The organism is Sediminibacillus sp. JSM 1682029 (assembly GCF_041366435.1).
Lineage (GTDB): Bacteria > Bacillota > Bacilli > Bacillales > Amphibacillaceae > Sediminibacillus > Sediminibacillus terrae.
Map to the genome: position 1 here is coordinate 1 of NZ_JBEWYY010000006.1, position 23130 is coordinate 23130.

Here is a 23130-nt window from a genome sequence, read left to right on the forward strand (position 1 = left end):
GCCTTTCAACCTTTCTCCATGCGGAGAAAGGTATTACCCGGTATTAGCCCCGGTTTCCCGGAGTTATCCCGATCTTACAGGCAGGTTGCCCACGTGTTACTCACCCGTCCGCCGCTCGTTCCACAGGTTTCACCCCGAAGGGATCCGCCTGCTTCCCGCGCTCGACTTGCATGTATTAGGCACGCCGCCAGCGTTCGTCCTGAGCCAAGATCAAACTCTCCATAAAATGTGAGCTTGCTTGCTCGTTCAAAAAACTAGCTTGTATATCTTGCTTGACATACTGGTTGTTTTGTTCAGTTTTCAAAGATCAAATTGTTTTGTTGCTGTCGAAAACAGCGACTTAATCACTATAACATGCCGTTTTGAAGAAGTCAATATCTTTTTTTGGCTTGTTATTTTGTTTTGCGCCGCTGTCGAAGCGACGATTAATAATATACCATGCAGGCGAGAGAGCGTCAATACATTTTCTCTAAAAAATATCGATCTTTTTCTAGAAACCCGGCACGCCGCTCTACACGCCCGATAACATCTTCTTTCGTCTCGAGCTAACCCTAGCCGGAAGCAAAAATATTTATACCGGCATCGCTTTATACTTCCTATGATAAATCATTTTCCCTTTAGTTTCTTCCCGCACTGGTTCAATTATACCTTTCTCCGTTAAGTATTCCAGCATCGAACTTAAATCGAGTGCATAAGGTTCGATGTCCGGATGGATTTTCAATTCACCGAAAGTCCAGGCATCCTGTTTGCTGTGCATAATCTCCAATAGATGGGTCGCGCACTTCTTCGCCCTGGTGCTCATAGCAAACTCTAGCGCCAACAGCATCAGTTCCACCCGCTTTTTGATTTCTTCATGACTATTGATCAATTCTTCATATAACTTATATACTTCTATGTCGATCCGCTTCACTTGGTTCCAAACCACCACTTCCGGATGATACCCTTTTTCAATGATAGCCAGGCGCGCCAAATAATGTAGCGACCGGATCACCCTGCTATAAGCGTCCAGATATTGCTCTGTCTGATACAGATCCTTCGATTCACTGTAGCTGCGCGTCAACTTGGCGAATTCCATCGCCATCTTCAGTTCCCTCTTTTCCTGCGGGAAGCTGCTTAATTCTTCCTTTAACTTGGCGACATATTCGTTACGGTCGAAAACGATCCTTCCGTTGATCACCCATTCGACGGCACGCCTGTAAGTGCTTGTGTCGATCCAATAGGTGAGCAGTTCCTCATCGACGATGTGCATCGCCGCTTTTTTATCATCAAATTCATAATGTTTCACGTACCACGGCTGGTCCGCTTCGTTGGCAATCACCAGCAAGATGACATCGAAATTATCGGTTACCGGGCTTACCGGTTTATTCTTTTCTATGATCAAAACACCCAATGTGTTCGCTTGGCTTGCTCGTTCCTGGTATATAGGACGTAAAATGTCTTTCATGATATTCCTCCATTAATGAGAATAGAAACTTATTCGATAAATACGTGAAAAATCCTTTTTCGACAGACAAGTTTTCCTTGGAATTTTATGCTATACTACCTTTTGTAGAGTTAAGGAGGGAAAGCGTTGGCTTTAAATTATAGCAGTAAGATCAATAAGATCCGAACGTTTGCCTTAAGTCTGGTTTTTATCGGATTCGGGGTCATGTACCTCGGCATTTTGACGAAAAAAATCGAATGGCTGATGGCGATCTTTTTCATACTCGGTTTATTATGTATCGTATTTAGTACTGTCGTCTACTTCTGGATCGGCATGCTGTCCACGCGAGCACGTCAGATTATCTGCCCTACCTGCAATAAGCCGACTAAAATACTTGGACGCGTCGATGCTTGCATGCATTGCAAACAGCCGTTGACCATCGACAAGAATCTCGAAGGCAAAGAATTCGATGAAAAATACAATTCGAAAGAGTATCGCAAGCAGATGAAGAACCAGCATCAAACAAACGACTCCAAATAATTACACATAAAAAAAGAGGCTGTCCGGCGGGGCAGCCTCTTTTTTTAGCTTTCACAGGAAAACCCCTACCGGCATGGTAAGGGCATTGCAGTATTAGTGCTGGGTGGCTTTTTTGCAATGTTCGCATGTTCCGTAGATTTCCATACGATGATGGCTCACATCAAATCCTGTCACTTTTTGCGCAAGCGACTCCACTTCATCAAGACGCGGATAATGGAAATCGACGATTTTGCCGCAGGAATCACAGATAACATGATAATGATCGGATGTATTGCAGTCGAACCTGCTGGAGGAGTCCCCGTAAGTCAGCTCCCGGACCAGTCCGATTTCGCGGAATACCCGAAGGTTGTTATAGACCGTCGCGACACTCATGTTCGGGAATTTCCCTTCCAATGCCTTATATATGTCATCAGCGGTCGGATGGATTTCTGCATTCAACAAATATTCTAATACCGCATGACGCTGTGGTGTGATTCTTACGCCTGAATTTTTCAGCCGGCCGACAGCTTCTTGAAGTTGTGCTTCAGACACCGTCATGCACCTCACTTTCACTAAGCTAAATTCTTTAATGATGGCTTCCGTAAAGTCAATCATTACTGGTAGATGCTTTGCTTGATTGTATGGTTGGTTCATTCTATCAATATTATTAGTTTATAATTCTTATAATTAGTGTAACCGGATAAGAAACGTTCTGTCAATAAAAGTATATTAGGCAGCAAGTAAAAATATACTACACGTCCGCCTGCAACGGCAGCTCTTCTCCCCCTGATTGCTGGTTTGCATAGCGGGCTGCCACGAATAAAAAGTCGGACAGCCGGTTCAGGTATGACAGGACAAGCGGTCTTTCCAGCTCATCTTCCAGGGCGACCGCCAGCCTTTCCGCCCGCCTTACCACTGTCCTTGCAGTGTGCAGGGCTGCAGCTCCTGGCTTTCCAGATGGAAGAATAAAGTTCTTCAACGGTTCCAGATGCTCATCCCATTCATCGATTTGTTTTTCCAGTTCATCGATATGGCTTTCCTTCAGTTTCCAAGTCACTTCTTTTCCTTCTGGCGTCGCAAGCTCCGCGCCGACATGGAATAAAATCGTCTGGACACGGTGGAGGACGCCGAGAAATGCATCTTTTCCAGACCAATTCTCTTCGGCAAAATGGCTTGCGGCAAGACCAATCATCGAATTGGCTTCATCGCACGTGCCATAAGCCTCCACCCGTATATCGTTTTTCGGTACGCGTTTCCCGTAAATCAAAGACGTTTTCCCTTTATCCCCAGATCGTGTGTAAATCCGCATCTCAGTACCCCCTGTCCAATTGAATGGCGTTGACAAGCTTTCGATCACCGCTCACGTATTTTTCCAGATTCTCTTCAAATATATCCATCGCCCTCGGCAAATATTCGGGAGAAGCGCCGGAGACATGCGGCGTCATCGTCACTTTTTTATGATCCCAAAGTGGATGATCAGCCGGCAGCGGCTCTTGTTCGAATACATCCAGTATGGCGTGGGCGATTTCGCCTCGGTCAAGCGCATCAAGTATCGTCTCACCAGACACCGCATCGCCGCGTCCCATGTTCAGGAAAATGGCCGTTGGTTTCATTTTTTCGAAATGCTCCATGCGAAAAAAGCCCCTTGTTTCCTTGGTACTCGGCAGGATAGAGACGACGAAATCGGCGTTAGGCAAGACGGTTGCCAGATCCTTTTGTGTGTACATCTCGTCAAAGTAGCTTTTTTCGGTTCCGCTGTGCGATACTCCGATTGTTTTCATGCGGAATGCCTTGGCGAGCCGGGCCAACTCCTGTCCGATTGCACCAGCACCGACGATAACCATTGTTTTATTGGAAATTTCCTGAAGGCCGGCCCGTTCGCCACGCGCCCATTGGTGGCTTCGCTGGCTGTCGATGAACAATTCTGTATTGCGGCATACCTGCAGCAGCATGCCGATCGCATATTCACCCATCGGTATTTTGTGAATTCCCCTGGAATTGGTGACGATAATCCCCTTTTTCTTGATCGCTTCGAACGGCAGCTCATCGATACCGGCTGACAGCACCATGATCCATTTCAACTCGACCGCCTGTTCAATCAATTCATCGGTCAAATCCTCCCCATAGGTAAGCAGGATGTCAGCCGATTGGATGTATGGCCCTGCTTCTTCCATCCCGCTGCAAAATTGGAACTGATGGGACGGATAGGTGGCAGTAAAGTGGTCTTGCATGTATGGTGGGATTTCTGCGGATGATACGATATTCATTGCTTCCCCTCCTGGCAGTAGTTTTACCTCCATGATAACCCTTTCCACACCCGGGAAGAAAGGGAAATGCAGCTTGCTGAAGGCAAAAAAATCAGCGCAAGGCGGTTCCCTGCGCTTTCAAGGTCATCTATATTATAGGGGAGGTTTCAGAATATACTACACGATATGCCGTGGTCCCTCCCCTTGTATAGAAGCTTTGCCTACTTTTTGAAAAAAATCGCGTGATCAGGACAGATTCTCGGGATTCAGTCCTTTCAATGCATCGACGACAAACTCGCCGTCCTTGCGGATCAGCACATCGTCAAAGTAAATCTCCCCTCCACCATATTCCGGCCGCTGGATCAATACCATGTCCCAGTGGACCGACGACTCATTGCCGTTCGGTGCCTCATCATACGCCTCGCCCGGAGTGAAGTGCAGGCTGCCGGCGATTTTTTCGTCAAATAAAATATCGCCCATCGGTTCGGTGATTTTCGGGTTCAATCCAAGGGCGAATTCGCCAATGAAGCGTGCCCCTTCGTCGGTATCGAGGATTTTGTTCAATTCCTCGGTTTTATCCGCAGTCGCTTCGACGATTTTGCCATCTTTAAATGTCAGTGACACATCATGAAAAGTGACGCCGCGATACGGACACGGCGTGTTATAAGTGATCGTTCCGTTGACGCTGTCCTTTACTGGAGCGGTGTACACTTCACCATCCGGTATGTTCCGTTCCCCGAAGCACATGACCGAAGGAATGTCCTTGATGGAAAAGGTCAAATCGGTGCCTTCTGCAGTGATGCGGACCTTGTCGGTTTTGTCCATCAGCTCTTTCAACGGGCGCTGTGCCTCTTCCATCTGTTTGTAGTCGACCGTACAGACATCCAATAGATAATCAAAGTAATCATCAAATGTTTTGCCGGCTTTCTGTGCTGCTCCCGGTGTCGGATAGTTCAGCAGCACCCATTTTTTGTTGTCGATCAGGTAGTCGTTGGCAGGCTTCATCACGCGCCCGGCCAGTTCCCATTTTTCTGCCGGAATGGTACTGAATTCAGCATCGTTCTCTTCCCCAACGATTTGGATAAACGCATCGATATCTTTAAAACGATCCAAATCCCATTTATTTTGCAGGACCAATTGCTCCTCTTTTACTTCTTCTATTTGCAAACGCCGGATTTCATCATCGATCACCTCCGGATAAGGAAGTGCCTGCAGCTGGTATGCCTTTTTCACCAATTCCTTGATCAATGGCTTGGCGTTCGTGTTTCCAGTAATCAATACCTTCTCTCCTGGTTCAATCGTCAAGGAGTGTGTCAGCAATACTTCTGCCAATTCGGTCAGTCTGGTATCTTTCATGTTCTCGCTTCCCTTCTGTTTAGCTGTCTATGCATTATTCGCCTTATGGATGTATATTCCTGTTTTTCATTCGAAAAAACAACCAACGGACGGACGCGTCATCCGTCTCGAGTCGGAGCGAGAGCCGTCCAATCTGCACAAGTTATGTAAGAAGCACCCGCCCGCAGACGAGTGCTCCTTCCATCAGCTTAAATTTTCTTTGATATATTCCAATGCTTCTTCAACATGTCCCTTTACTTTGACTTTGCGGAATTCTTTCTGCAGCTTGCCCTGCTTGTCGATGATGAAGGTCGAGCGTTCGATGCCCATATACTCTTTGCCGAAATTCTTTTTCAGCTTCCAAACGCCGTATGATTCTCCCACTTTATGATCTTCGTCGACCAGCAGCTGGAACGGAAGGTCGTATTTTTCCTGGAACTTCTGATGGCTTGTTTCCGAATCCGGACTTACACCGAGAATGACGGCATCGAGATCGGCAAAGCTTTGATGATTGTCTCGGAAGTCGCATGCTTCCGTCGTGCAGCCTGGTGTATTGTCCTTCGGATAAAAATAGAGCACAACATTTTTTCCTTCAAAGTCTGAAAGCTTGACGGTTTCTCCCGTGTTTGCTTTCAAAGCAAAATCAGGTGCCAGTTTGCCAATTTCCGTGGTCATGTATGTATCTCCCCTTTTTAATAGATAATGCCGGACCGGGGAGCTTGTAGCTCTCCAGTCTCCTCTGCTTACCTACAGGATAGCTCACCCTTGGACAAGATACAACTAATCGTCGTTATCGTCTTCCTGCTTGTTGCTCCCGAATGCCCTCATAAAGTAAGCGGTCGGCAGGAGGACGCCGATAGCAGCTTCAATCAAGGAAACGATACGGGCGATTCCAAGCGGTACGATATCACCATATCCGACGGAAAGAATGGTCTCCCCGCTGAAATAAAGATATGTCTGGAACGAATGCTCGACCGGCTTGCTCCCAGACGGATCAGAATAAACAAGCACTGGACCGTTCATTGATAGAACATAAAACAATAGGGCAAAGCCGAAAGTCATCCCGGCAAGGACAAAAAACAGTTTATAAAACATCGCCCGGTTAAAATAACTCTTTTTAAATGATTTGTTTGTAAAAAAGTAGTACAGATTGACTGCCAAAAATAAGACAATGATGGCCAGCAATACTTTGGACAACATAGCAACAACCCCTTCATTGATCCGTAGGGGTTCTATACCCGGTTGGGCAGGCAGTTATGCCTTGTCCTTTATAAATAAGGGTTATGCTTTTGATAGGAATTGACTTTCTCCTGCTGCCCCTTCTCCTCCATTGATGTCTGCCAGACTTTGAGAAAAAAAGCGGCAGGCAGAATGTAGCCGATCAACGCCTCAGTCAAAGCGAGCACCCGTCCTATGCCTATGGGAATGATATCGCCGTAGCCCACGGTCATCAGAGTGACTCCGCTGAAATAAAGGGCATGCGCCAAAGCCTCCAAAGGCGCGACTCTGGACAGAGAATCCCCCTCGATCAGGACAATGCCATTGAACGATAAAACGAAATACAATAAAGCGAAACCGAGCATGACCGCCAAGTACAGCACGATCAGTGTGTAAAAGATTTCAAATGAAAAATAGCTGCGCTGATAGGATTTATGGAATATAAAAGAATACAGACTGCCGGCAAGCAGCCAAACGATCAATGCGGCAATGATCCAGGTCACTACTCCGCCCCCGATCTTTCGTAAATTGACCTCTTATAGCCTCTGTCTTACTTTTTTATTCCCGAGACGGTATGTTTATGACAAGCCCCCTGCCTTCTGCCTGCATGAGAGGCTTTCCGGTTTGGGGGTTGTTTTTATTTGTTGCTATAATGGAGAGGATTCTATCAATACATGGAGGTTTCGGGATGAATATCGAAAAGTCGAAACAATTACATACAGAGGCTCAGGAACATATCGTAGGCGGGGTCAATTCCCCTTCCCGCGCTTATAAAGGAGTAGGCGGCGGTACGCCAGTCTATATGGAACGCGGAAAAGGAGCTTATTTCTGGGATGTCGATGGCAATAAGTACATCGATTATCTGGCTGCGTATGGCCCGATCATCACCGGGCATGCCCATCCGCATATCACCGAGGCCATCACCAATGCGGCTCAAAATGGTGTATTATACGGAACACCGACAGCATTGGAAAACAAATTTGCCAGAATGCTCAAAGAAGCGATCCCTTCCTTGGAAAAGGTCCGCTTTGTCAATTCCGGGACGGAAGCGGTGATGACAACCATCCGTGTCGCCCGTGCCTACACGAACCGCAACAAAATCGTCAAGTTTGCCGGCAGTTATCACGGACACTCCGATCCGGTGCTTGTCCAGGCCGGTTCCGGACCATCCACATTGGGAACACCGGACTCTGCCGGAGTGCCCAAGGCGATTGCCCAGGATGTGATCACAGTTCCTTTCAATGACATAGATGCCTATAAAGAAGCAATCCGCCATTGGGGCGATGAGGTCGCAGCCGTCCTGGTCGAGCCGATTGTCGGCAATTTCGGCATTGTCGAGCCGAAGCCAGGATTCCTGGAAGAAGTCAATGAAGTCACCCATAACGCTGGTGCGCTGGTGATTTACGATGAAGTCATCACTGCGTTCCGTTTTACTTACGGCAGTGCCCAACAGTTATTGAATGTGGAACCGGACATGACAGCGATGGGCAAAATCATCGGCGGCGGGCTGCCAATAGGAGCATATGGCGGACGCAAGGACATCATGGAACAGGTTGCACCGCTAGGACCCGCTTATCAGGCCGGAACGATGGCCGGGAACCCGGCATCCATGTCCGCGGGTATCGCCTGTCTGGAAGTGCTCAACCAGCCTGGAGTCTATGAGAAAATGGACAAGCTGGGCGAAAAACTGGAGCAAGGAATCCTGGAACATGCCCGTCAACACAATATTCAAATAACCATCAACCGGCTGATTGGCGCCTTGACCGTCTTCTTTACCGACAAACAGGTAGAAAACTATGAAGACGCAGAAAATACCGATGGAGACATGTTCGGCAAGTTCTTCAAGCTGATGCTGGAGCAAGGGATCAATCTGGCGCCTTCCAAATATGAAGCATGGTTCCTGACCACCGAACATACTGAGGAAGATATTAATCAAACCCTCGATGCAGTAAGAAATGCCTTTGCTGAAATGAGTGAATAATATTTTTTTGTAAAAAGCTTCCGGTCTCCGCCGGGAGCTTTTTCAGGTTTTTTAAAAGTAAGTTTAATGGTTTGCAACTCACAAGCACAAAGTGACCCAGAAAAGGTTGAAGCTATCCTCGAGGAATGCGGGGCAGCACCTTTACAATGATATTGATTACAAACTAAGACCAGCATAGGATTTTTTCATTCCCTCCTCCGTCAAGAATTGTATTAATCACAGAAACAATTTATTTTTATGCAATATTTTGAATATTTAATTGAATCGACTGCCCGACTGTGATAAAATAAAAGGTGAAAATTTTAATAATTTTCAATCATTCGTGCTTTTTGTCAGTTTGTTTGACTTCCCTTCCAAAGCATGAAAGTCTTGAATCTCTGCCATTCCGGCAGGGATTTTTTTTGTGTTCTGCACACTTGGTGCAATCCTTAATATTTCCAGTTTGGCGGAATAGAATGATGTAAGCAGTTTATCTTTTTGCCGTTTTGATAACAAAAAAACAACAGCTGCGCTATACTTTAATTATACAGAGGAATTGGGAGGGACCTACATATGAAACTCGGGGCACGAATGCTGAAAACAGGTCTGGCGGTCGCTATTTCTCTATATATCGCCACGCTTGCCGGTCTGCCTACTCCGATTTTTGCTGGCATTGCCGCTGTATTCGCTGTACAGCCGTCAATTTACCGTTCTTTTCAATCGATTGTCGAACAAATCCAAGCCAATATCATCGGTGCAGTCACCGCGATTCTCATCGTCCTTACCCTGGGCAATGATCCGTTCGTGATCGGCTTTACCACCATCCTCGTCATCGGGATGTGCATCAAACTGAACATGAACCAGTCCACGATGATGCTGGCCGTTGTCGCGGTCATCGCCATCATGGAATCGACGGAAATGGAATTTATCACATTCGCCTTCATGCGTTTTTCCTCCTTGACTCTAGGGATTTTGGCAGCGTTTGTCGTCAATCTGTTTTTCCTGCCGCCGAAATACGAAACGAAGCTTTTCCAAAAAATAGACCGGACTACTTCCGACATTTTGCAGTGGCTCCGCGTCACGACGCGTCATTTATCGGACGAGCCGGCACTCAAAGGGGAAATCGAGCGCATTCAGGATGAAATTCGTTACATCGATCAAACCTACATTTTTTATGCCGAGGAACGGACCTATTTAAAAAAGAACCAATACAGCAAGGCACGGAAGCTGATTGTTTTCCGCCAGCTGATCGCTTGCACGAAAAAGTCATTCGACGTTCTCCAGGCCTTCAACCGACTCGGCGAAAAAATCGAGACCATTCCGAAGAACTTTCAGGAGGTGCTCATTCAGGAGCTCGATAAGGTCATCCATTCGCATGAAAAATTGATCTTAAGTTCGATGGGCCGTATCCGTAAAGACCATAAAGAAACATTGCGGCTGATCAGCGAGCCTGATTTGCTGCGGCTTGTCGAGACCTTGATCCATGTCTATCAAGGAGAAGAGGAAGAAAGGCTGGTCTTTCTTCCGTTGGCGGCTCAACTGATGGAATACCACCACGAATTGAAGCATTTACGACGGCTTTTGAAAAGCTACCAGCAATACCATCAGGATGAAAAATTCAACGTCACACCTGAATACAAAAAATAAGGCAGGGACAAAAGCCTTGTGATCAAAATGAAAACCGAACGATTCGTTCGGTTTTTTTATGAGCAATAAGCAAAACGATCTACCCTATGAAAAGTGCAACACCACCCCGGCAAGGTACGGAGACTCCTACGGGAACTGCACGAGCTGAAAATCCCGCAAGAAAGCGGTTGGTGCTTTCTGAGGAAGTTGAAGCCGTGCCCGTGGAACGCGTAGTATCTTGCCGTAGCGATTCGAAGCACGCATCAAACAACAGGATTAAAAGAGAATATACAACTAAAAACCGAACGAATTAAATTGCCAGTTAGAATTCGCTCGGTTTTTGCTTTGGTGGCCATGCTTTTGTCCAAAGCTCTACTTATGTCCCCAAATATTCAGTTGTTGTCGAGTCATCTAGCTGCTGGACCTGATAAAGATTGTAATAATTGCCTTTCAAGTTCATCAGCTCATGATGGGATCCTTCTTCTTTGATTTCTCCGTTTTCGATCAGCACGATTCTGTCGGCGTGGGTGATGGTCGACAGCCTGTGGGCGACGATGAAGGTCGTCCGATTGGAAGCAAGTTTTTCAAGCGCCTCCTGAATCAAATGCTCGCTCTCCAAATCGAGTGCTGAAGTTGCTTCATCCAGTATGAGGATCGGCGGGTTTTTCAAAAATACCCGGGCGATGGCTATCCGCTGTTTTTGTCCGCCGGAAAGCTTGACCCCACGCTCGCCGACCATGGTGTCATAACCGTCGGAAAGCCCTGTGATGAACTCATGGGCGTTTGCCGCTTTGGCTGCACGGATCACTTCTTCATCGCTGGCATATGGATTCCCCATCCTGATGTTCATGGAAATTGATTCGCTGAACAAAATATTGTCCTGCAGCACCATGCCGATTTTATCCCGCAAGGAACGGGCTTCGACATCACGTATATCTGTCCCGTCAATTTTGATGCTGCCTCCGGTGACATCGTAAAAACGCGGAATCAAGCTTATCAGTGTCGATTTACCGCCGCCGCTCATCCCGACAAATGCAATCGTTTCGCCTTTTTTCACATCAAGGGACACATCGTGAAGAACGAGCGCTTCCTCGTCGGTGTATTTGAACTGAACATGGTCGAACTTCACATCACCGTGCACTTCTTTCAATTGCTTGGCATCCGGCTTATCGATGATATCGTAATCTTCATCCAGGAATTCAAACACCCGGTCCATCGACGCAATCGACTGCACCAATACGGTAGAGGAGCTGATCAATCGTCTTAACGGACTGTAAACCCTGTCCATGTACCCGACGAAAGCAGCCATCGTACCTACAGTAAGTCCGCCTGTGATGGCAAAATAACCGGCAAAACCGATAACGAGCAACGGCGCCAAATCGGTGATCGTATTGGTCACCGCGAAGGTTTTAGCGTTCCAAGAGGTATGCTGGAGCGCTTTATCCAGGAAGTTCGAATTTTGCTGGTCGAACTGTTCTTGTTCATAATCTTCCAATGCAAAGCTTCTGGTAACCGGCATCCCTTGCACGCGTTCATGCAAATGGCCCTGAACCTGGGCGAGTGCTTGGGAACGGTCCCTGGTCAGGCTGCGCAGCCTCCCGTAAAACAGTTTGACAGCAAATCCATAGAACGGGAATAAGGCCACTGCCACAAGGGTGAGCCAGACATTCATGGACAACATAATCGCAATCGCGATCAAAATTGTTATCATATCCAGCCAAATATTCATCAGACCGGTCATGACAAAGTTTTTCGTTTGCTCGACGTCATGGATGACACGGGAAATAATTTCCCCCGTCTTCGTCTGTGAATAGAAACGCAAACTCAATTTCTGTATGTGGTCAAACAGCTTATCTCTGATATCGTATAAAATCTTATTTCCTGTCCACTGGGCCAGATATTGCCGTATATATTCAATCGGCGGCCGGGCCACCAGAAAGACGACAAATGCCCCGCCCATGAGCCAGAATAATTCGGACAGTTTCTCCGCATTCGTCAAATCATCGGCTCCGATTATATTATCGATTACATACTTGACGATCAACGGCATCAGTAAAGGGATTCCAAATTTGACAATCCCGATCAGCACCGTCCAAAGGATTCTCCATTTATAAGGCCAGACAAATGCCATGTATCTTTTTATACTGTCCAAGGTGTCCACCTCTCTCTCTGTTGCTGTATGTTTTTCTTGTTTATCTTTAACCTGCCCCTGCATAATCAAACGCCTTTCATATAAATGAGCGCCGGCACGGTCATCTGGTGTGCCGCTTACACATATAAGAAGCAGCATTTGCTTCGGCAAGGGGATTTTCTATGAAAGCTGATTGATCCCCGGGAACTTGAGCGACTTTGACGGAATGAAGAGCGATTTCCAGCTTAAGTAGAGCGACTTTCATGAAAAGATGATCAACTAACGCGAACTGGAGCGACTTTTCCACAAAGAAGAGCGATTTCCAGCCTAAGTGGAGCGACTTTTACAAAAAGATGATCAACTAACGCGAACTGGAGCGACTTTCCCGCAAAGATGAGCGACTCTCGCCCTAAGTAGAGCGATTTTCACTAAAAGATGATCAACTAACGCCCTAAGTAGAGCGACTTTCCAGTAATTTTGCTGGCTCTAAAAGAAGCAAAAACATATCATCGGCCATTTTGCCAAAAACGCAAGAAAAACCTTGCCGCCCGTATCGGTGACAAGGATCCTTAAACATGTGCCTGTTTTCCAGATAGAAAGAAAAGCTTACCGGTAGGTCAAATAACGTTCATACCACTGGTCGACGAATTCGGGTGCGAACGGTCCCTTTCTTTGTCTGATCCAATGAATGAGGTATTCTACATGGTTCCATAAAATCCGGTCGACTACCTTTGGATAATTCATTTCCCGTTTATGCTGCTCATACTCGTCTTCATCCAACAAGTTAAACGTCATGTCCGGGAATACTTTGATATCCAGGTCATAATCAATGTACTTCAGTGCTTCCTCGTCGAAGACAAATGGCGAGCTGATATTACAGTAATAATAAATGCCATCATTGCGCAGCATGCCTATCACATTGAACCAATACTTGGAATGAAAGTAACAAATTGCGGGTTCCCTTGTTATCCATGTCCGTCCGTCGCTTTCCGTGACCAAGGTTCGATCGTTAGCTCCTATCACAACGTTCCGCGTGCCCTTTAACACCGTACTGCTTTCCCAAACGCGATGGAGCTGGCCATTGTGCTTATAACTTTGGATTTGCATTTTCGAACCAGGTTGCGGGCCAGCCATCATATCTCCCTTTCTTTTTTTAAAAAGTATTTTTATTTACTAATCCAATTATAACGATAATAAATTCTAAATGGAAATGATAGACTGCGGGCCAGCGATGAAGTCTGGTCACAAATCCTGATGGAGCCAATAGAAAAGGAGCTCTCAACGGGTGAGAGAGCTCCTTTTGTCTGAATTATTCGGGGGTTGAAAAGTTATTTCTTTTTTGCTTGAGACTTTTGGTTTTGCTTTCTTACTTGCTGAGCGTCAGTTTCAGAAGCAAATTCTGTTCCAAACTGGCCAGCTTGGCCTGCTTGTGCGCCTGCTTGACCTGCTTTGCCGCGGGCAGCTTTTTGGTTTTGCTTTCTTACCTGCTGAGCGTCAGTCTCAGAAGCAAATTCTGTTCCAAACTGTTGACCTTGTGCAGCCTGTTGATTTTGCTGTCTTACTTTTTGAGCGTTAGTTTGGCTTGGGTTATTGTTTTTAGCCATCTCATATCACCTCCGCACCCATTAATTTCTCCAATAGGCGGGATGTTATCCGGAGGAATCCGGCAAGAAACTTATCCAATCGGACCAAATACTTCCAATCAGGAATAAAAATGGCTTGGACGCTCTAAAATAAGCAAAAGACGCTCATTCTGCGTGTTTGAGCATTTTTTGATGGGAAACAGGAAACGGATACTGCTCCAATGCTTCCTTTGCAACAAATCGACTTGAGCCATTTTTCAAGCTGCCCCCTGTGACTGTTGCTTCCATGACTTGAACATCCCAAACCAAATGGGAAAAAACATGCTTGATCCGGTCGATTTGCCCGCCGATTTTAATATCAACACCATACACCTGGCTGAACCAGTGGGCGGCATGGTCTTCATCCGTTTCAGCCAATGGAGCCATCGGAAACTGCCAGAGACTGGCAAGCAAGCCGGTATCCGGCCTTTGCTCGATCAGGTAATTACCCTGTTCATCCTTTACAAGGAAAGCAAAATAACCGACTTGTTTTTGTTTTTTGGCTTTTGTTTTCACCGGCAGGTCCTGCTGGACTCCTTCGGCGAACGCCCGGCAGTGGCTCTGGACGGGACAAAGCATGCAGGAAGGCGTAGTCGGCGTACAGACAAGCGCTCCAAGCTCCATCAGCCCTTGATTGAAAGCGGAAGGATCCTCATGGGAAATGACCGCTTTTACGGCGGATTCAAACGTTTTTCTCGTTTTCGGCTTGGCGATATCCTCGTCAATCAAGAGCACCCTCGATAAAACGCGCATGACATTTCCGTCGACTGCCGGCTCTGGCTGATCATAGGCGATGCTCAGGATTGCCCCTTTGGTATAAGGACCGACACCTTTAAGGGCACCTAGCTGTTTTGCATCTGCGGGCACTTTACTGTTATAGGTAGCAGCGACTTCTTTGACCGCGTTTTGCAGATTCCGCGCACGGGAATAGTAACCTAGACCTTCCCACGCTTTCAGTACTTCCTGCTCGTCTGCTTCGGCCAGGTCATCAAGCGTCGGGAATTTTTCCATGAAGCGTCGGAAATAAGGAATTACGGTGTCTACCTTTGTTTGCTGAAGCATGATTTCGGATACCCATACTTTATAAGGGTCTTTGTTTTCGCGCCAGGGGAGCTGACGTTGTTCCTGATAAAACCAGTCGATCAAATCGGCTTGAAATCCAGCCGTATCGAAATGGTTGATCGTTTCTGTTACTTGCTCATTTTTCATTGTTTTTCATCCTTCGTGGTACAATATCATTAGTACAATTCAACGTTTGAAACTAGATTGTTTGGAAAAAGAATTATCAGGGAGCGATAAACTGCTTTCGCAAAGCTGCAGTGCAGTTTTGCGTGTAAGCTTGCAGACAAAAGCGGTTCGATGATTTCGTCTCGCCTCAACAATCTTTTGGAAAAAAGCCAAGAATTCAAACTTGTGCAGGTCCAAAGCCTGCTTGATACGTGATACACACAAGCAGTTCCATCTGCTATTACTATTAACTGATTAAAGGAGGGCCGTACTGAATGGACACTGGAACCCACATTGTCATGGGGGTTGCGCTCGGCGGCCTGGCCACACTCGATCCGGCCGTTCAACAAGATCCTGCTTTGTATAGTGCCGTCATGATCGGCACCCTAGTCGGATCGCAAGCACCCGATTCGGACACCATATTAAAATTGCGGAATAATGCTGTTTATATACGACATCATCGAGGAGCTACCCACTCAATGCCGGCAGTCCTGTTTTGGGGAGTTGCCATAGCAGGGCTGATCCATGCATTCATGCCGGACGTCAGTTTTCTGCATTTATGGATGTGGACATTTCTGGCGGTGATTCTTCATGTCCTGGTCGATGTCTTCAACGCATACGGCACCCAGGCTTACCGGCCGTTCACACGAAGGTGGGTCGCCTATGGGTTTATCAATACGTTCGACCCGTACATTTTCACCATGCACATCATCGGCATTGTCGCCTGGATGCTGGGGGCTGACCCAGGTTATACATGGCTGCTGATTTATTTTGTGATTTTCCTGTATTATATCAAACGGTATCTCGACAAGCGGGAAATCGTCAAGAAAGTGAAACGGCATATTCCGGACGTAGAACAAATCGTCACCTCGCCTACCATGAAACAAAACATTTGGCGGATCGCCGTGACCGCAAAAGATCGTTTTTATGTAGGCAGAGCTGAAAACGGCCATATCCACTTCATCGACGAGTTTGAAAAAGAGCCGCTGCCGGAAGACGAATTGACGGATATGGCCCTGCAGGACAAAAACATTTCGGCATTTCTGTCCTTTTCACCGGTGCACCGTTGGGAAATCAACTACTTTGATGATTTTACCGAAGTGCGGTTCATTGACCTGCGTTACCGATCGAAGGGACACTATCCTTTTGTGGCTGTTGTCCAAATCGATGACAATCATCGAATCATGACTTCCTATACAGGATGGATATTTTCCGAGAAAAAGCTGCAGCGCAAACTGGTGATCGAGGATTCTCCTTCCCCCTTCACTTGACACGTTCACTTTCTTGAATTTTCATGTAAAACACAAGGCTGGGAGCCCCTATTGCAGGGCACCAGCCTTTATTTATTTTCGCTATTGTTTTTGCGTTCGAACATCCTAGCGTATTTGGGATTATTGGCCAGAAACTCGTGCAGTCGCGGACCGTATTGATCGATCCAGCGTAATACAATTTGTTCGGTGACGTCTTTTCCCTGATACTTTTCTCCGGCTTTTGCCCGAGTGGTGTCGAAATCCTCCCAAAGCAGTTCGACCCATGTTCTGGCTTCGTCACGGCTCAACTGCTTATTTTTGTCGGCAAGTCGTTCTGCCAGCCGCTCAAACCGTTCCTGCATGTCAATCACCCTTTATCCAAGAGAATTCCGTGCGGCCCGGCATTTGGAAATGTCGGTCCGCACCGGTAATTATTGTACCACATAACCCTGCTCGTTACGTGAAAACTATGATTGCGCGGCTCCCGGGCAGCGCAGAATGGATTGGCGGGAACGGAGGGAATGCGAATGCGGAATAAAAAGTACGGGTTTCCTGATATGCGTATGGATAGCAAACCGCGTGCCAAAGGGCGATACAGTCCGAAGCGGGCGGATGGCTCGATCAACACCGAACCACAGGAACGCATGAAAAATTCTGCACACCGCTGAGGAGGAAAACAGCTATGGCCAGAAAGCCATTTGCCGAAAATCTCTACCAGGACCCTTTTCAATCTCCACGGGCAAACCCAAAACGTGCCAGCCAGCAAGTGAACGGTGAAACCCGGAAAAGCCAAAAGGACATCATCATGGATGTTCTCAAGAAAAAAGGCTGACACACAACAGTCCCTGCCTTTATGGCAGGGACTGTCCCTTTGCTGCTTAATCTAATTTTTTTCCGAGCAGCGAAATCGGGATCGCTTCCTGTTTCTCCACCGTGTCGCCCAATAGATTGATTCGGTTGCCCCAGGCAAACCTGCCATTGATGTAACTGATTTTGAATGTGTGGCCCGGGTCCTGCTGCAATTCGTAGGTTTCCCCCGCAACGAATTCCTCCGGATTCATCATATATGCCAGCGCCATCTGAATTTTTCTTTCATGGATGGCGAATTCACTTACATTGCCCAGTTGTTCTGCTTTTTGCGCTTTTTCTTTCAAGGCTGCCACTTCCTGCCGAAGTTCTTCCACCGTAAATTCGCTGTATCTCTTCTCCACTCGATAACCTCCCCACACTTGATGCATTTCCTGCTTCTTTTTCCATTTTACCGCATTGTCCGTTGACCACAAAATATCTTTTACTTTTTATTGGCGGATACTTAATTTACACTTTCTACAGAAATTGGTAGTATATAGTAAATACTGCTTGCGGAACGGTTGATTCCGTTGCAACCATTGTGAAGGATTACAAAAGACAGGAGGTAAAATCATGTTTTTAACCCTCGTATTCCTGATTTCCTTTTTCATCATTCTATTCACCCGGCAGCCTAACGGGCGTTTGCAGACAGGTGCATTGGTGTTTGCGTTTTTCGGAGGTGTTTGGCTGGCACAATGGAAAGATGGGGATACTTCCATCCTTTATTTTTTGGTCTCCCTTGCCGGACTCGCTTACTACCTTTTTTATTATTGGAAATGGAAACGGAGCAGTCCACAAACAAACCAGAAAGCTTCCTGACTGACAGAGCTGCAAACCATCATTTGGTTTTCATTTCCCCTTTGTCTGAATGCGCTTGCAAACTGTATAATCGAAGTTGGTCATATACATAAGCGCCAGATTAGCGTAAAAGGAGCCAAAAAAATGCTCAAACTTTTTGTCACCGATCTTGATGGTACATTATTGGGAAATGAAAACCACATCCTGCCGGAAGACATCGACGCCATTGCCGGCCTGGTGGATGACGGCGTGGAATTTGCTGTTGCTTCCGGAAGAATGGACCGCGATATTCTCGAAGTATTCAAACAGGTTAACCAAACGGGGCATCGCGTCAGCCAAAACGGCAGCTTCGTTTATCATGGGAAAGATGGATTGGTACATACCGAAACATTCCCCGATGAATTGAGCAAGCGTCTGCATCAGGCTATAGCCAAGTATCCCACCGTTTATTCCGTTTCCACTGCTGACGAGGTATATGTCGCAGAAAAAACGCCGGAAATCGAAGCGTTCGAGCACTTGCTTTATTTCCCTGTCAAAGAGGAGAAACGGCTGGAAGCATATTATGGGGAGACTGTCTTTCCTGCAAAATTCACCATCCATGGCGAGACCGAAGACATCCTTCAAGTCAAACAGGAAATCACGGAAGAATTCGGGCCGGTCATGGAGAGTTATTTGTCTGATGCCCATTGTGTCGATTTCGTTCCTAAAGGAATCAGCAAAGCTCTCGGCCTGCAGCGTCTCATTGATAAGCTGGGCGTTTCCGCTGATGAAATTGCCGTGATCGGCGATTCTTTCAACGATGTGCCAATGCTGGAAATGACACCATACAGCTATGCAATGTCTACAGCCCATCCTGATGTCCAGAAAACTGCGTCCCGTGTCGTCGACCACGTCCATCAGGCAATCCGCGATTTGAAAGAACGTAAGGTTTATTAAAGTTTTTCTTTGTAATTGCTAATTCAACGCTGCGAGTGAATCCTGCGCTTTTCGCGGTCGGCTGGTGAGCTTCCTGTAGCTAACGCTCTCGGGATCTCACCGAGGCCCGCCCTCCCACAGGGAAGATGTTTTCGATAGTTGATCCTCTTCGGACGAGTTGATCCTCTTTTTCCGGGTTTCGCTCTTCTTCTGCACGAAGTTGATCTTCTCCGGCCGAATTGATCTTCTTGTTCCGGGTTTCGCTCTTCTTTCTCTACTAGTTGATCCTCTTTTTCCGGTTTTCGCTCTTCTTCCGACCGAATTGATCCTCTTTTTCCGGTTTTCGCTCTTCTTCCGGGAGAAGTTGATCTTCTTTTACTATGGTCAACATAGAAAACCAGGCTGTGTTGGACAGCCTGGTTTTATTCTGCTTTTTCTACGTATTCTTCGATAAAGCGGTCTATCTCTTCGAATCCAAAACCCTTCCGGTAAAGCGCAGCTTTCAGCTTCTGCTTGAGCTGCATCCCTTCCTCTTTTTTCGCATACTTGCGGAGCAGCTTTTCTCCCTGGTAAACAACCGCCTGCCATTCGGCATCATTATCGTCGCCGGTATCCACTTCCGCCAGCACATCCTTGATGACATCGCCGGTAAAGCCTTTTTGCATCAAGGTTTTCTGTGCATTTTGCAGCTGCTCCCGGAACGATTTCCTGCCATCGTTTTTCATCTTTTTCTCCATCCATTTGAGCGCCTTGTCAAATTGATCCTGATAGGTATAAAGCTGAATCGCTTCATCCGCAATCACAGCGGAGACTCCTTTATCCAGCAGCTCTTTTTTGACAAGCAATGGTCCTTTGCTGGTCGTGTTTTTGCGGGTCCGGACGAGTGAAGCGGCAAATTCCCGGTCATCAAGAAACCCTTCCCTTACAAGACGGTCAAGGACCACCGGAATTTGATCTGGTTCCACTTCTTTTTTGACTAGATAATCGTGAATTTCCTGTTTGGAACGCATTCGATAGCTTAAATAGTTCAATGCAAGGGTAAAAGACTTATGGATATTATCTTTTTCTATCAGCGCGTTGATAGTCGGCTCGTCCAGTTCCATCCCCTTGCGCAGCTGGAAGGAAATCAGGATATCCTCGTCGACGCTGAAGCCATATGCTTCTTTGTTATTTTGATCAAGGAAAATATTATAACGGTGTTTATTTTTCTTTTGTGTGGTTATCCGGGATATGGTCGCCAACAGGACTCACCTCCACCCTCCATTTTAGCACGGAAGGAAACTGCACACACGCATCGAAACATCGTATAATAAAAGAAAAATTTCTCTTACATACTAAAGGAGGGCATGATATGAACGTTGCAATTACGGGAGGAACAGGCTTTGTCGGTCGTTATCTGACCAAGCAGCTCGTGGAAAGAGGGAACCATGTCTACGTATTGACACGTCATCCGGAACACCACAACAACACGGATTCGGTTACCTACATCGGCTGGCTGCAGGAGCACAGCAAACCAGAAGCCGAACTGCCTACACTCGATGCGTTTGTCAATTTGGCCGGCGACACGATATTCGGATATTGGACGGAAGAGAAAAAGCAAAAAATCATAAGAAGCCGCCTGCAGGCTACCGAAGAGGTCATCCGGATTCTCCGGACAATGCCCGATAAGCCCCATGTGTTGGTCAATGGTTCGGCAATGGGGTACTACGGTACATCCACCACACAAGCTTTCACGGAGAAAACGTTGGAACCTGGCGATGATTTCTTGGCAAAAGTAGCAGCCCAATGGGAAGCTAAAGCGGCGGAAGCCGAAACAATCGGTGTCCGAACGGTTTATGCGCGGTTCGGTTTGATTCTCGGCCGCCAGGGCGCCCTCCCGTTGATGTCCTTGCCTTTCAAGCTTCTGGCAGGAGGAAAAGTCGGAAGCGGAGAACAGTGGGTTTCCTGGGTTCATATCAAGGATGCAGCCGAAATGATTTTGTTTGCCATCGACACTGCAGCGTTAAGCGGGCCCCTGAACGTCACGGCTCCAAAGCCGCAGCGGAATAAAGACTTCAGCAAAACCCTGGCAAAGGTCCTTAACAGACCTTATTGGCTGCCTGTACCGGAAAAACTGATGAAGACAGCACTGGGGGATATGAGCGAGCTGGTACTAAAAGGGCAGACTGTCCTCCCTGCAGCAGCTCAAGCGCATGGATATACCTTTCAACACCCACAGCTTGAAGCGGCTTTACGCGATATATTTTCTAAATAACCGCCCTCTTGAAGTCTGCTCTGCATGAAAAAAAGTGTCGGATATTGCTTGAAAATTTTTGTTCCTTTTTCTCAAGTTTTTGTGTACTATATTCTTGTAAAACCGGTTGTTTTTAAAATAGAAAATGGGAAGGCAAATGGTGCGCCACCAGTTTGACTGGTTCTAGTGGGTTCTATTCCCACCCCGAATTTTTGTTGGTAGTTGATAAAAATTCGAGGGTGAGGCGGACCACTAGCGATTCCTAGTGTTACTTTCATCCTCTCCACTAATAGGAGGGATTTTTTTATGCTGAAAAAACGAGACTTACACGAGGTGCCCCAATTATTCGAACTGATGAGTCATCCGAAGGTGTTTCCATACGTCCGCCACAAAGCATTTTCGACGGATGAATTTTACTTTTTGACTAAACAGACAATCGAACAGGAAGAAGCCGGCAAGCTGGTATCACGCACAATCTTGGATGAATACCAACAGCCGATCGGCACCATTAATCTGTTTGATATCAACAGGAACAAAGGATTTCTGGCAACATGGATCGGCCAGCCCTTTTTCGGCAAAGGCTACAACCGGATCGCCAAGGAACAATTCTTGGAAGAATTATTTACCGTGTACGGCATGGAAGCGGTGTTTATCAAAATCCGCCGGAGCAACCCCCGTTCAATGAAGGCTGCCTTGAAGCTGCCATACCTTCAAACTGGACAATCAGCTTACCCGGATGTCTATCAGGCCATCAATGCACACAGCAACGAGCCTGTGTACGATTTATTTGTCATCACTTCGGCAGACTATTTCTTCCATCGCCAGCCTGTCGAAGCAGGCGAAGGGGAAGCAGTAGTATAAAGGGTGCGCATTTGGAAATGCTAGAGGAAAAGCCTGTACCTGCCTGTTTCGTTGGCAGCGGGCAATTCGAAAGCGAGGGATTCGATGAGCAATAAACGGGGTGTCAACGATCCAAAGAACACGCTATCCAAAACCCAGCAAGTGCTATATCAAAAAGAATTCAAAACAGCAGATCGCATGTATGCTGAAACAAAAAAGCGGGTTTAATTTTGACCAGGCAGGGAATATCTTTATTGTAGCCCGATACATTGTGGGCAAAAGTTATCCACAAGGTTGTGCACAGTGTTGATAAGTATCTGAAATAGTTGAAGTAATTAGACTTTGATTGTTGATGAAAATCTTATTAACTTTTCAACTATAATTGTGGATAATGTGGAAAATATCCACAAACCGTGTGTATAACCGATTTGATTTGTGGATAAGATTGTTAATAAGAGATTGTCCTACTCCAAACGTTTTCCCGATTCCTCCCCTTTTTCGGTTAAGAGTTCGACAATCTAAAAAAAGAAGGCTTTCGTCAATAACTTGGCGAAAGCCTTCTTTTTAGCTAAAACCATTTCATACAACGGAGCGAGTTTTTTATGTAAAGGATAAATCTGCGTCTATTCGCCTGCACAGCAGTTCACGCGCACGAAGCAACGCTTCTGAAGCTGTCTCGCCAAAACCGTAACCCGCTGCGATACCAGCGCATTCAAGCTCCAGCGCGGCCTGCCAAACCGCTGTCTTTGTCGTACCGGGCAGCATGACGGTAAGCGTCCCCTCCTGCTCCTGTTTCACTGTCACCTCTGCGCTGTCCATTCTTAATCCATTCACCAGCCATTCCGCCATATTCTTACCTTCTTCAGGATATAAAGCAAGACAGCCTATCATCCTTTACTTCCTCCTTTTGTTCTATTTGGTAACATTTTACTACATGT

At 46.7% G+C, this 23130-nt stretch carries 27 protein-coding genes and 1 rRNA gene; 11 read left to right on the forward strand and 17 right to left on the reverse strand.

Annotated elements, in window-relative coordinates:
* Both ABVF09_RS11115 and ABVF09_RS11120 read right to left on the reverse strand, forming a co-directional pair.
* A 16S ribosomal RNA gene (locus ABVF09_RS11115) occupies positions 1-226 on the reverse strand; the annotation flags it as partial.
* Positions 227-571: 345 nt separating this feature from the next.
* Complete coding sequence (locus ABVF09_RS11120; RefSeq protein ID WP_153464576.1) at positions 572-1444, reverse strand: nucleotidyltransferase-like protein; 873 nt, start codon at positions 1442-1444, stop codon at positions 572-574.
* A gap of 126 nt (positions 1445-1570) precedes the next feature.
* Here ABVF09_RS11120 and ABVF09_RS11125 point away from each other — a divergent pair, with 126 nt between their 5' ends.
* Positions 1571-1963 (forward strand): YgzB family protein, encoded by a 393-nt coding sequence (locus tag ABVF09_RS11125; protein WP_371069204.1) that lies wholly within the window; start codon positions 1571-1573, stop codon positions 1961-1963.
* A 93-nt stretch (positions 1964-2056) separates the two neighbouring features.
* Here the strand turns inward: ABVF09_RS11125 and perR are convergent, their stop codons facing one another.
* From perR to ABVF09_RS11160, 7 genes are all read right to left on the reverse strand, one after another.
* A complete protein-coding gene (perR, locus tag ABVF09_RS11130) occupies positions 2057-2500 on the reverse strand; it encodes a peroxide-responsive transcriptional repressor PerR (protein ID WP_035426538.1) in 444 nt (147 codons plus the stop codon).
* Between the two features lie 193 nt (positions 2501-2693).
* Positions 2694-3251 carry a cob(I)yrinic acid a,c-diamide adenosyltransferase gene (locus ABVF09_RS11135; protein ID WP_371069205.1) on the reverse strand — a complete coding sequence of 186 codons (558 nt, stop codon included), beginning with the start codon at positions 3249-3251 and terminating at the stop codon, positions 2694-2696.
* A 1-nt stretch (position 3252) separates the two neighbouring features.
* Positions 3253-4209, reverse strand: coding sequence for a D-2-hydroxyacid dehydrogenase (locus ABVF09_RS11140; protein ID WP_371069206.1), 957 nt, complete (start codon positions 4207-4209; stop codon positions 3253-3255).
* Between the two features lie 225 nt (positions 4210-4434).
* On the reverse strand, positions 4435-5544 hold the full coding sequence (locus ABVF09_RS11145) for an aminopeptidase (protein WP_371069207.1): 1110 nt from the start codon (positions 5542-5544) through the stop codon (positions 4435-4437).
* Positions 5545-5727: 183 nt separating this feature from the next.
* Positions 5728-6198 carry a thioredoxin-dependent thiol peroxidase gene (gene bcp, locus ABVF09_RS11150; protein WP_371069208.1) on the reverse strand — a complete coding sequence of 157 codons (471 nt, stop codon included), beginning with the start codon at positions 6196-6198 and terminating at the stop codon, positions 5728-5730.
* 105 nt (positions 6199-6303) lie between these two features.
* Positions 6304-6723, reverse strand: coding sequence for an ion channel (locus ABVF09_RS11155; RefSeq protein WP_371069209.1), 420 nt, complete (start codon positions 6721-6723; stop codon positions 6304-6306).
* 68 nt (positions 6724-6791) lie between these two features.
* Positions 6792-7244 carry a potassium channel family protein gene (locus tag ABVF09_RS11160; RefSeq protein ID WP_026770729.1) on the reverse strand — a complete coding sequence of 151 codons (453 nt, stop codon included), beginning with the start codon at positions 7242-7244 and terminating at the stop codon, positions 6792-6794.
* A gap of 185 nt (positions 7245-7429) precedes the next feature.
* Here ABVF09_RS11160 and ABVF09_RS11165 point away from each other — a divergent pair, with 185 nt between their 5' ends.
* Together ABVF09_RS11165 and ABVF09_RS11170 are read left to right on the forward strand one after the other, a co-directional pair.
* The gene (locus ABVF09_RS11165; RefSeq protein ID WP_153464568.1) at positions 7430-8722 is read left to right on the forward strand and encodes a glutamate-1-semialdehyde 2,1-aminomutase; all 1293 of its coding nucleotides are present in this window, start codon (positions 7430-7432) and stop codon (positions 8720-8722) included.
* Between the two features lie 552 nt (positions 8723-9274).
* Positions 9275-10348, forward strand: coding sequence for an FUSC family protein (locus ABVF09_RS11170; RefSeq protein ID WP_026569374.1), 1074 nt, complete (start codon positions 9275-9277; stop codon positions 10346-10348).
* A gap of 355 nt (positions 10349-10703) precedes the next feature.
* Here the strand turns inward: ABVF09_RS11170 and ABVF09_RS11175 are convergent, their stop codons facing one another.
* The 4 genes from ABVF09_RS11175 to mutY all read right to left on the reverse strand — a co-directional run bounded on the left by ABVF09_RS11175 (position 10704) and on the right by mutY (position 15289).
* Positions 10704-12479: an ABC transporter ATP-binding protein gene (locus ABVF09_RS11175; RefSeq protein WP_371069334.1), complete on the reverse strand. Its 1776-nt coding sequence runs from the start codon at positions 12477-12479 to the stop codon at positions 10704-10706.
* A 585-nt stretch (positions 12480-13064) separates the two neighbouring features.
* Positions 13065-13592 carry a nucleoside tri-diphosphate phosphatase gene (gene ntdP / locus ABVF09_RS11180; RefSeq protein ID WP_026569371.1) on the reverse strand — a complete coding sequence of 176 codons (528 nt, stop codon included), beginning with the start codon at positions 13590-13592 and terminating at the stop codon, positions 13065-13067.
* A 194-nt stretch (positions 13593-13786) separates the two neighbouring features.
* Positions 13787-14062, reverse strand: a complete 276-nt coding sequence (locus tag ABVF09_RS11185; protein ID WP_026770734.1) for a gamma-type small acid-soluble spore protein — start codon at positions 14060-14062, stop codon at positions 13787-13789.
* 144 nt (positions 14063-14206) lie between these two features.
* Complete coding sequence (gene mutY / locus ABVF09_RS11190) at positions 14207-15289, reverse strand: A/G-specific adenine glycosylase (protein WP_153464566.1); 1083 nt, start codon at positions 15287-15289, stop codon at positions 14207-14209.
* 293 nt (positions 15290-15582) lie between these two features.
* On the opposite strand from mutY, the gene ABVF09_RS11195 reads away from it, so the two are divergent.
* Positions 15583-16578, forward strand: coding sequence for a metal-dependent hydrolase (locus ABVF09_RS11195; protein ID WP_026569369.1), 996 nt, complete (start codon positions 15583-15585; stop codon positions 16576-16578).
* 68 nt (positions 16579-16646) lie between these two features.
* Here the strand turns inward: ABVF09_RS11195 and ABVF09_RS11200 are convergent, their stop codons facing one another.
* A complete protein-coding gene (locus ABVF09_RS11200; RefSeq protein ID WP_371069210.1) occupies positions 16647-16919 on the reverse strand; it encodes a YfhJ family protein in 273 nt (90 codons plus the stop codon).
* Positions 16920-17084: 165 nt separating this feature from the next.
* On the opposite strand from ABVF09_RS11200, the gene sspK reads away from it, so the two are divergent.
* Positions 17085-17225 (forward strand): small acid-soluble spore protein K, encoded by a 141-nt coding sequence (sspK, locus tag ABVF09_RS11205; protein WP_074600354.1) that lies wholly within the window; start codon positions 17085-17087, stop codon positions 17223-17225.
* Between the two features lie 14 nt (positions 17226-17239).
* Positions 17240-17389, forward strand: coding sequence for a YpzG family protein (locus tag ABVF09_RS11210; RefSeq protein WP_074600353.1), 150 nt, complete (start codon positions 17240-17242; stop codon positions 17387-17389).
* Positions 17390-17435: 46 nt separating this feature from the next.
* Here the strand turns inward: ABVF09_RS11210 and ABVF09_RS11215 are convergent, their stop codons facing one another.
* Positions 17436-17768, reverse strand: a complete 333-nt coding sequence (locus tag ABVF09_RS11215; RefSeq protein ID WP_026770736.1) for a YfhH family protein — start codon at positions 17766-17768, stop codon at positions 17436-17438.
* Positions 17769-17979: 211 nt separating this feature from the next.
* Here ABVF09_RS11215 and ABVF09_RS11220 point away from each other — a divergent pair, with 211 nt between their 5' ends.
* Positions 17980-18225 carry a hypothetical protein gene (locus ABVF09_RS11220; protein WP_153464559.1) on the forward strand — a complete coding sequence of 82 codons (246 nt, stop codon included), beginning with the start codon at positions 17980-17982 and terminating at the stop codon, positions 18223-18225.
* Positions 18226-18348: 123 nt separating this feature from the next.
* Positions 18349-19140 (forward strand): Cof-type HAD-IIB family hydrolase, encoded by a 792-nt coding sequence (locus ABVF09_RS11225; RefSeq protein ID WP_026770738.1) that lies wholly within the window; start codon positions 18349-18351, stop codon positions 19138-19140.
* Between the two features lie 401 nt (positions 19141-19541).
* On the opposite strand, the gene recX is transcribed toward ABVF09_RS11225, so the two are convergent.
* Positions 19542-20360 (reverse strand): recombination regulator RecX, encoded by an 819-nt coding sequence (gene recX / locus ABVF09_RS11230; protein ID WP_371069211.1) that lies wholly within the window; start codon positions 20358-20360, stop codon positions 19542-19544.
* A 110-nt stretch (positions 20361-20470) separates the two neighbouring features.
* Here recX and ABVF09_RS11235 point away from each other — a divergent pair, with 110 nt between their 5' ends.
* The 3 genes from ABVF09_RS11235 (at position 20471) to ABVF09_RS11245 (ending at position 22420) form a co-directional block, all read left to right on the forward strand.
* The gene (locus ABVF09_RS11235) at positions 20471-21373 is read left to right on the forward strand and encodes a TIGR01777 family oxidoreductase (RefSeq protein ID WP_371069212.1); all 903 of its coding nucleotides are present in this window, start codon (positions 20471-20473) and stop codon (positions 21371-21373) included.
* 285 nt (positions 21374-21658) lie between these two features.
* On the forward strand, positions 21659-22213 hold the full coding sequence (locus ABVF09_RS11240; RefSeq protein WP_026770742.1) for a GNAT family N-acetyltransferase: 555 nt from the start codon (positions 21659-21661) through the stop codon (positions 22211-22213).
* Positions 22214-22297: 84 nt separating this feature from the next.
* On the forward strand, positions 22298-22420 hold the full coding sequence (locus ABVF09_RS11245; RefSeq protein ID WP_083334884.1) for a YfhE family protein: 123 nt from the start codon (positions 22298-22300) through the stop codon (positions 22418-22420).
* A 372-nt stretch (positions 22421-22792) separates the two neighbouring features.
* Here ABVF09_RS11245 and ABVF09_RS11250 read toward each other — a convergent pair whose 3' ends face one another.
* A complete protein-coding gene (locus ABVF09_RS11250) occupies positions 22793-23083 on the reverse strand; it encodes a hypothetical protein (RefSeq protein WP_026569362.1) in 291 nt (96 codons plus the stop codon).
* Between the last annotated feature and the right edge of the window lie 47 nt (positions 23084-23130).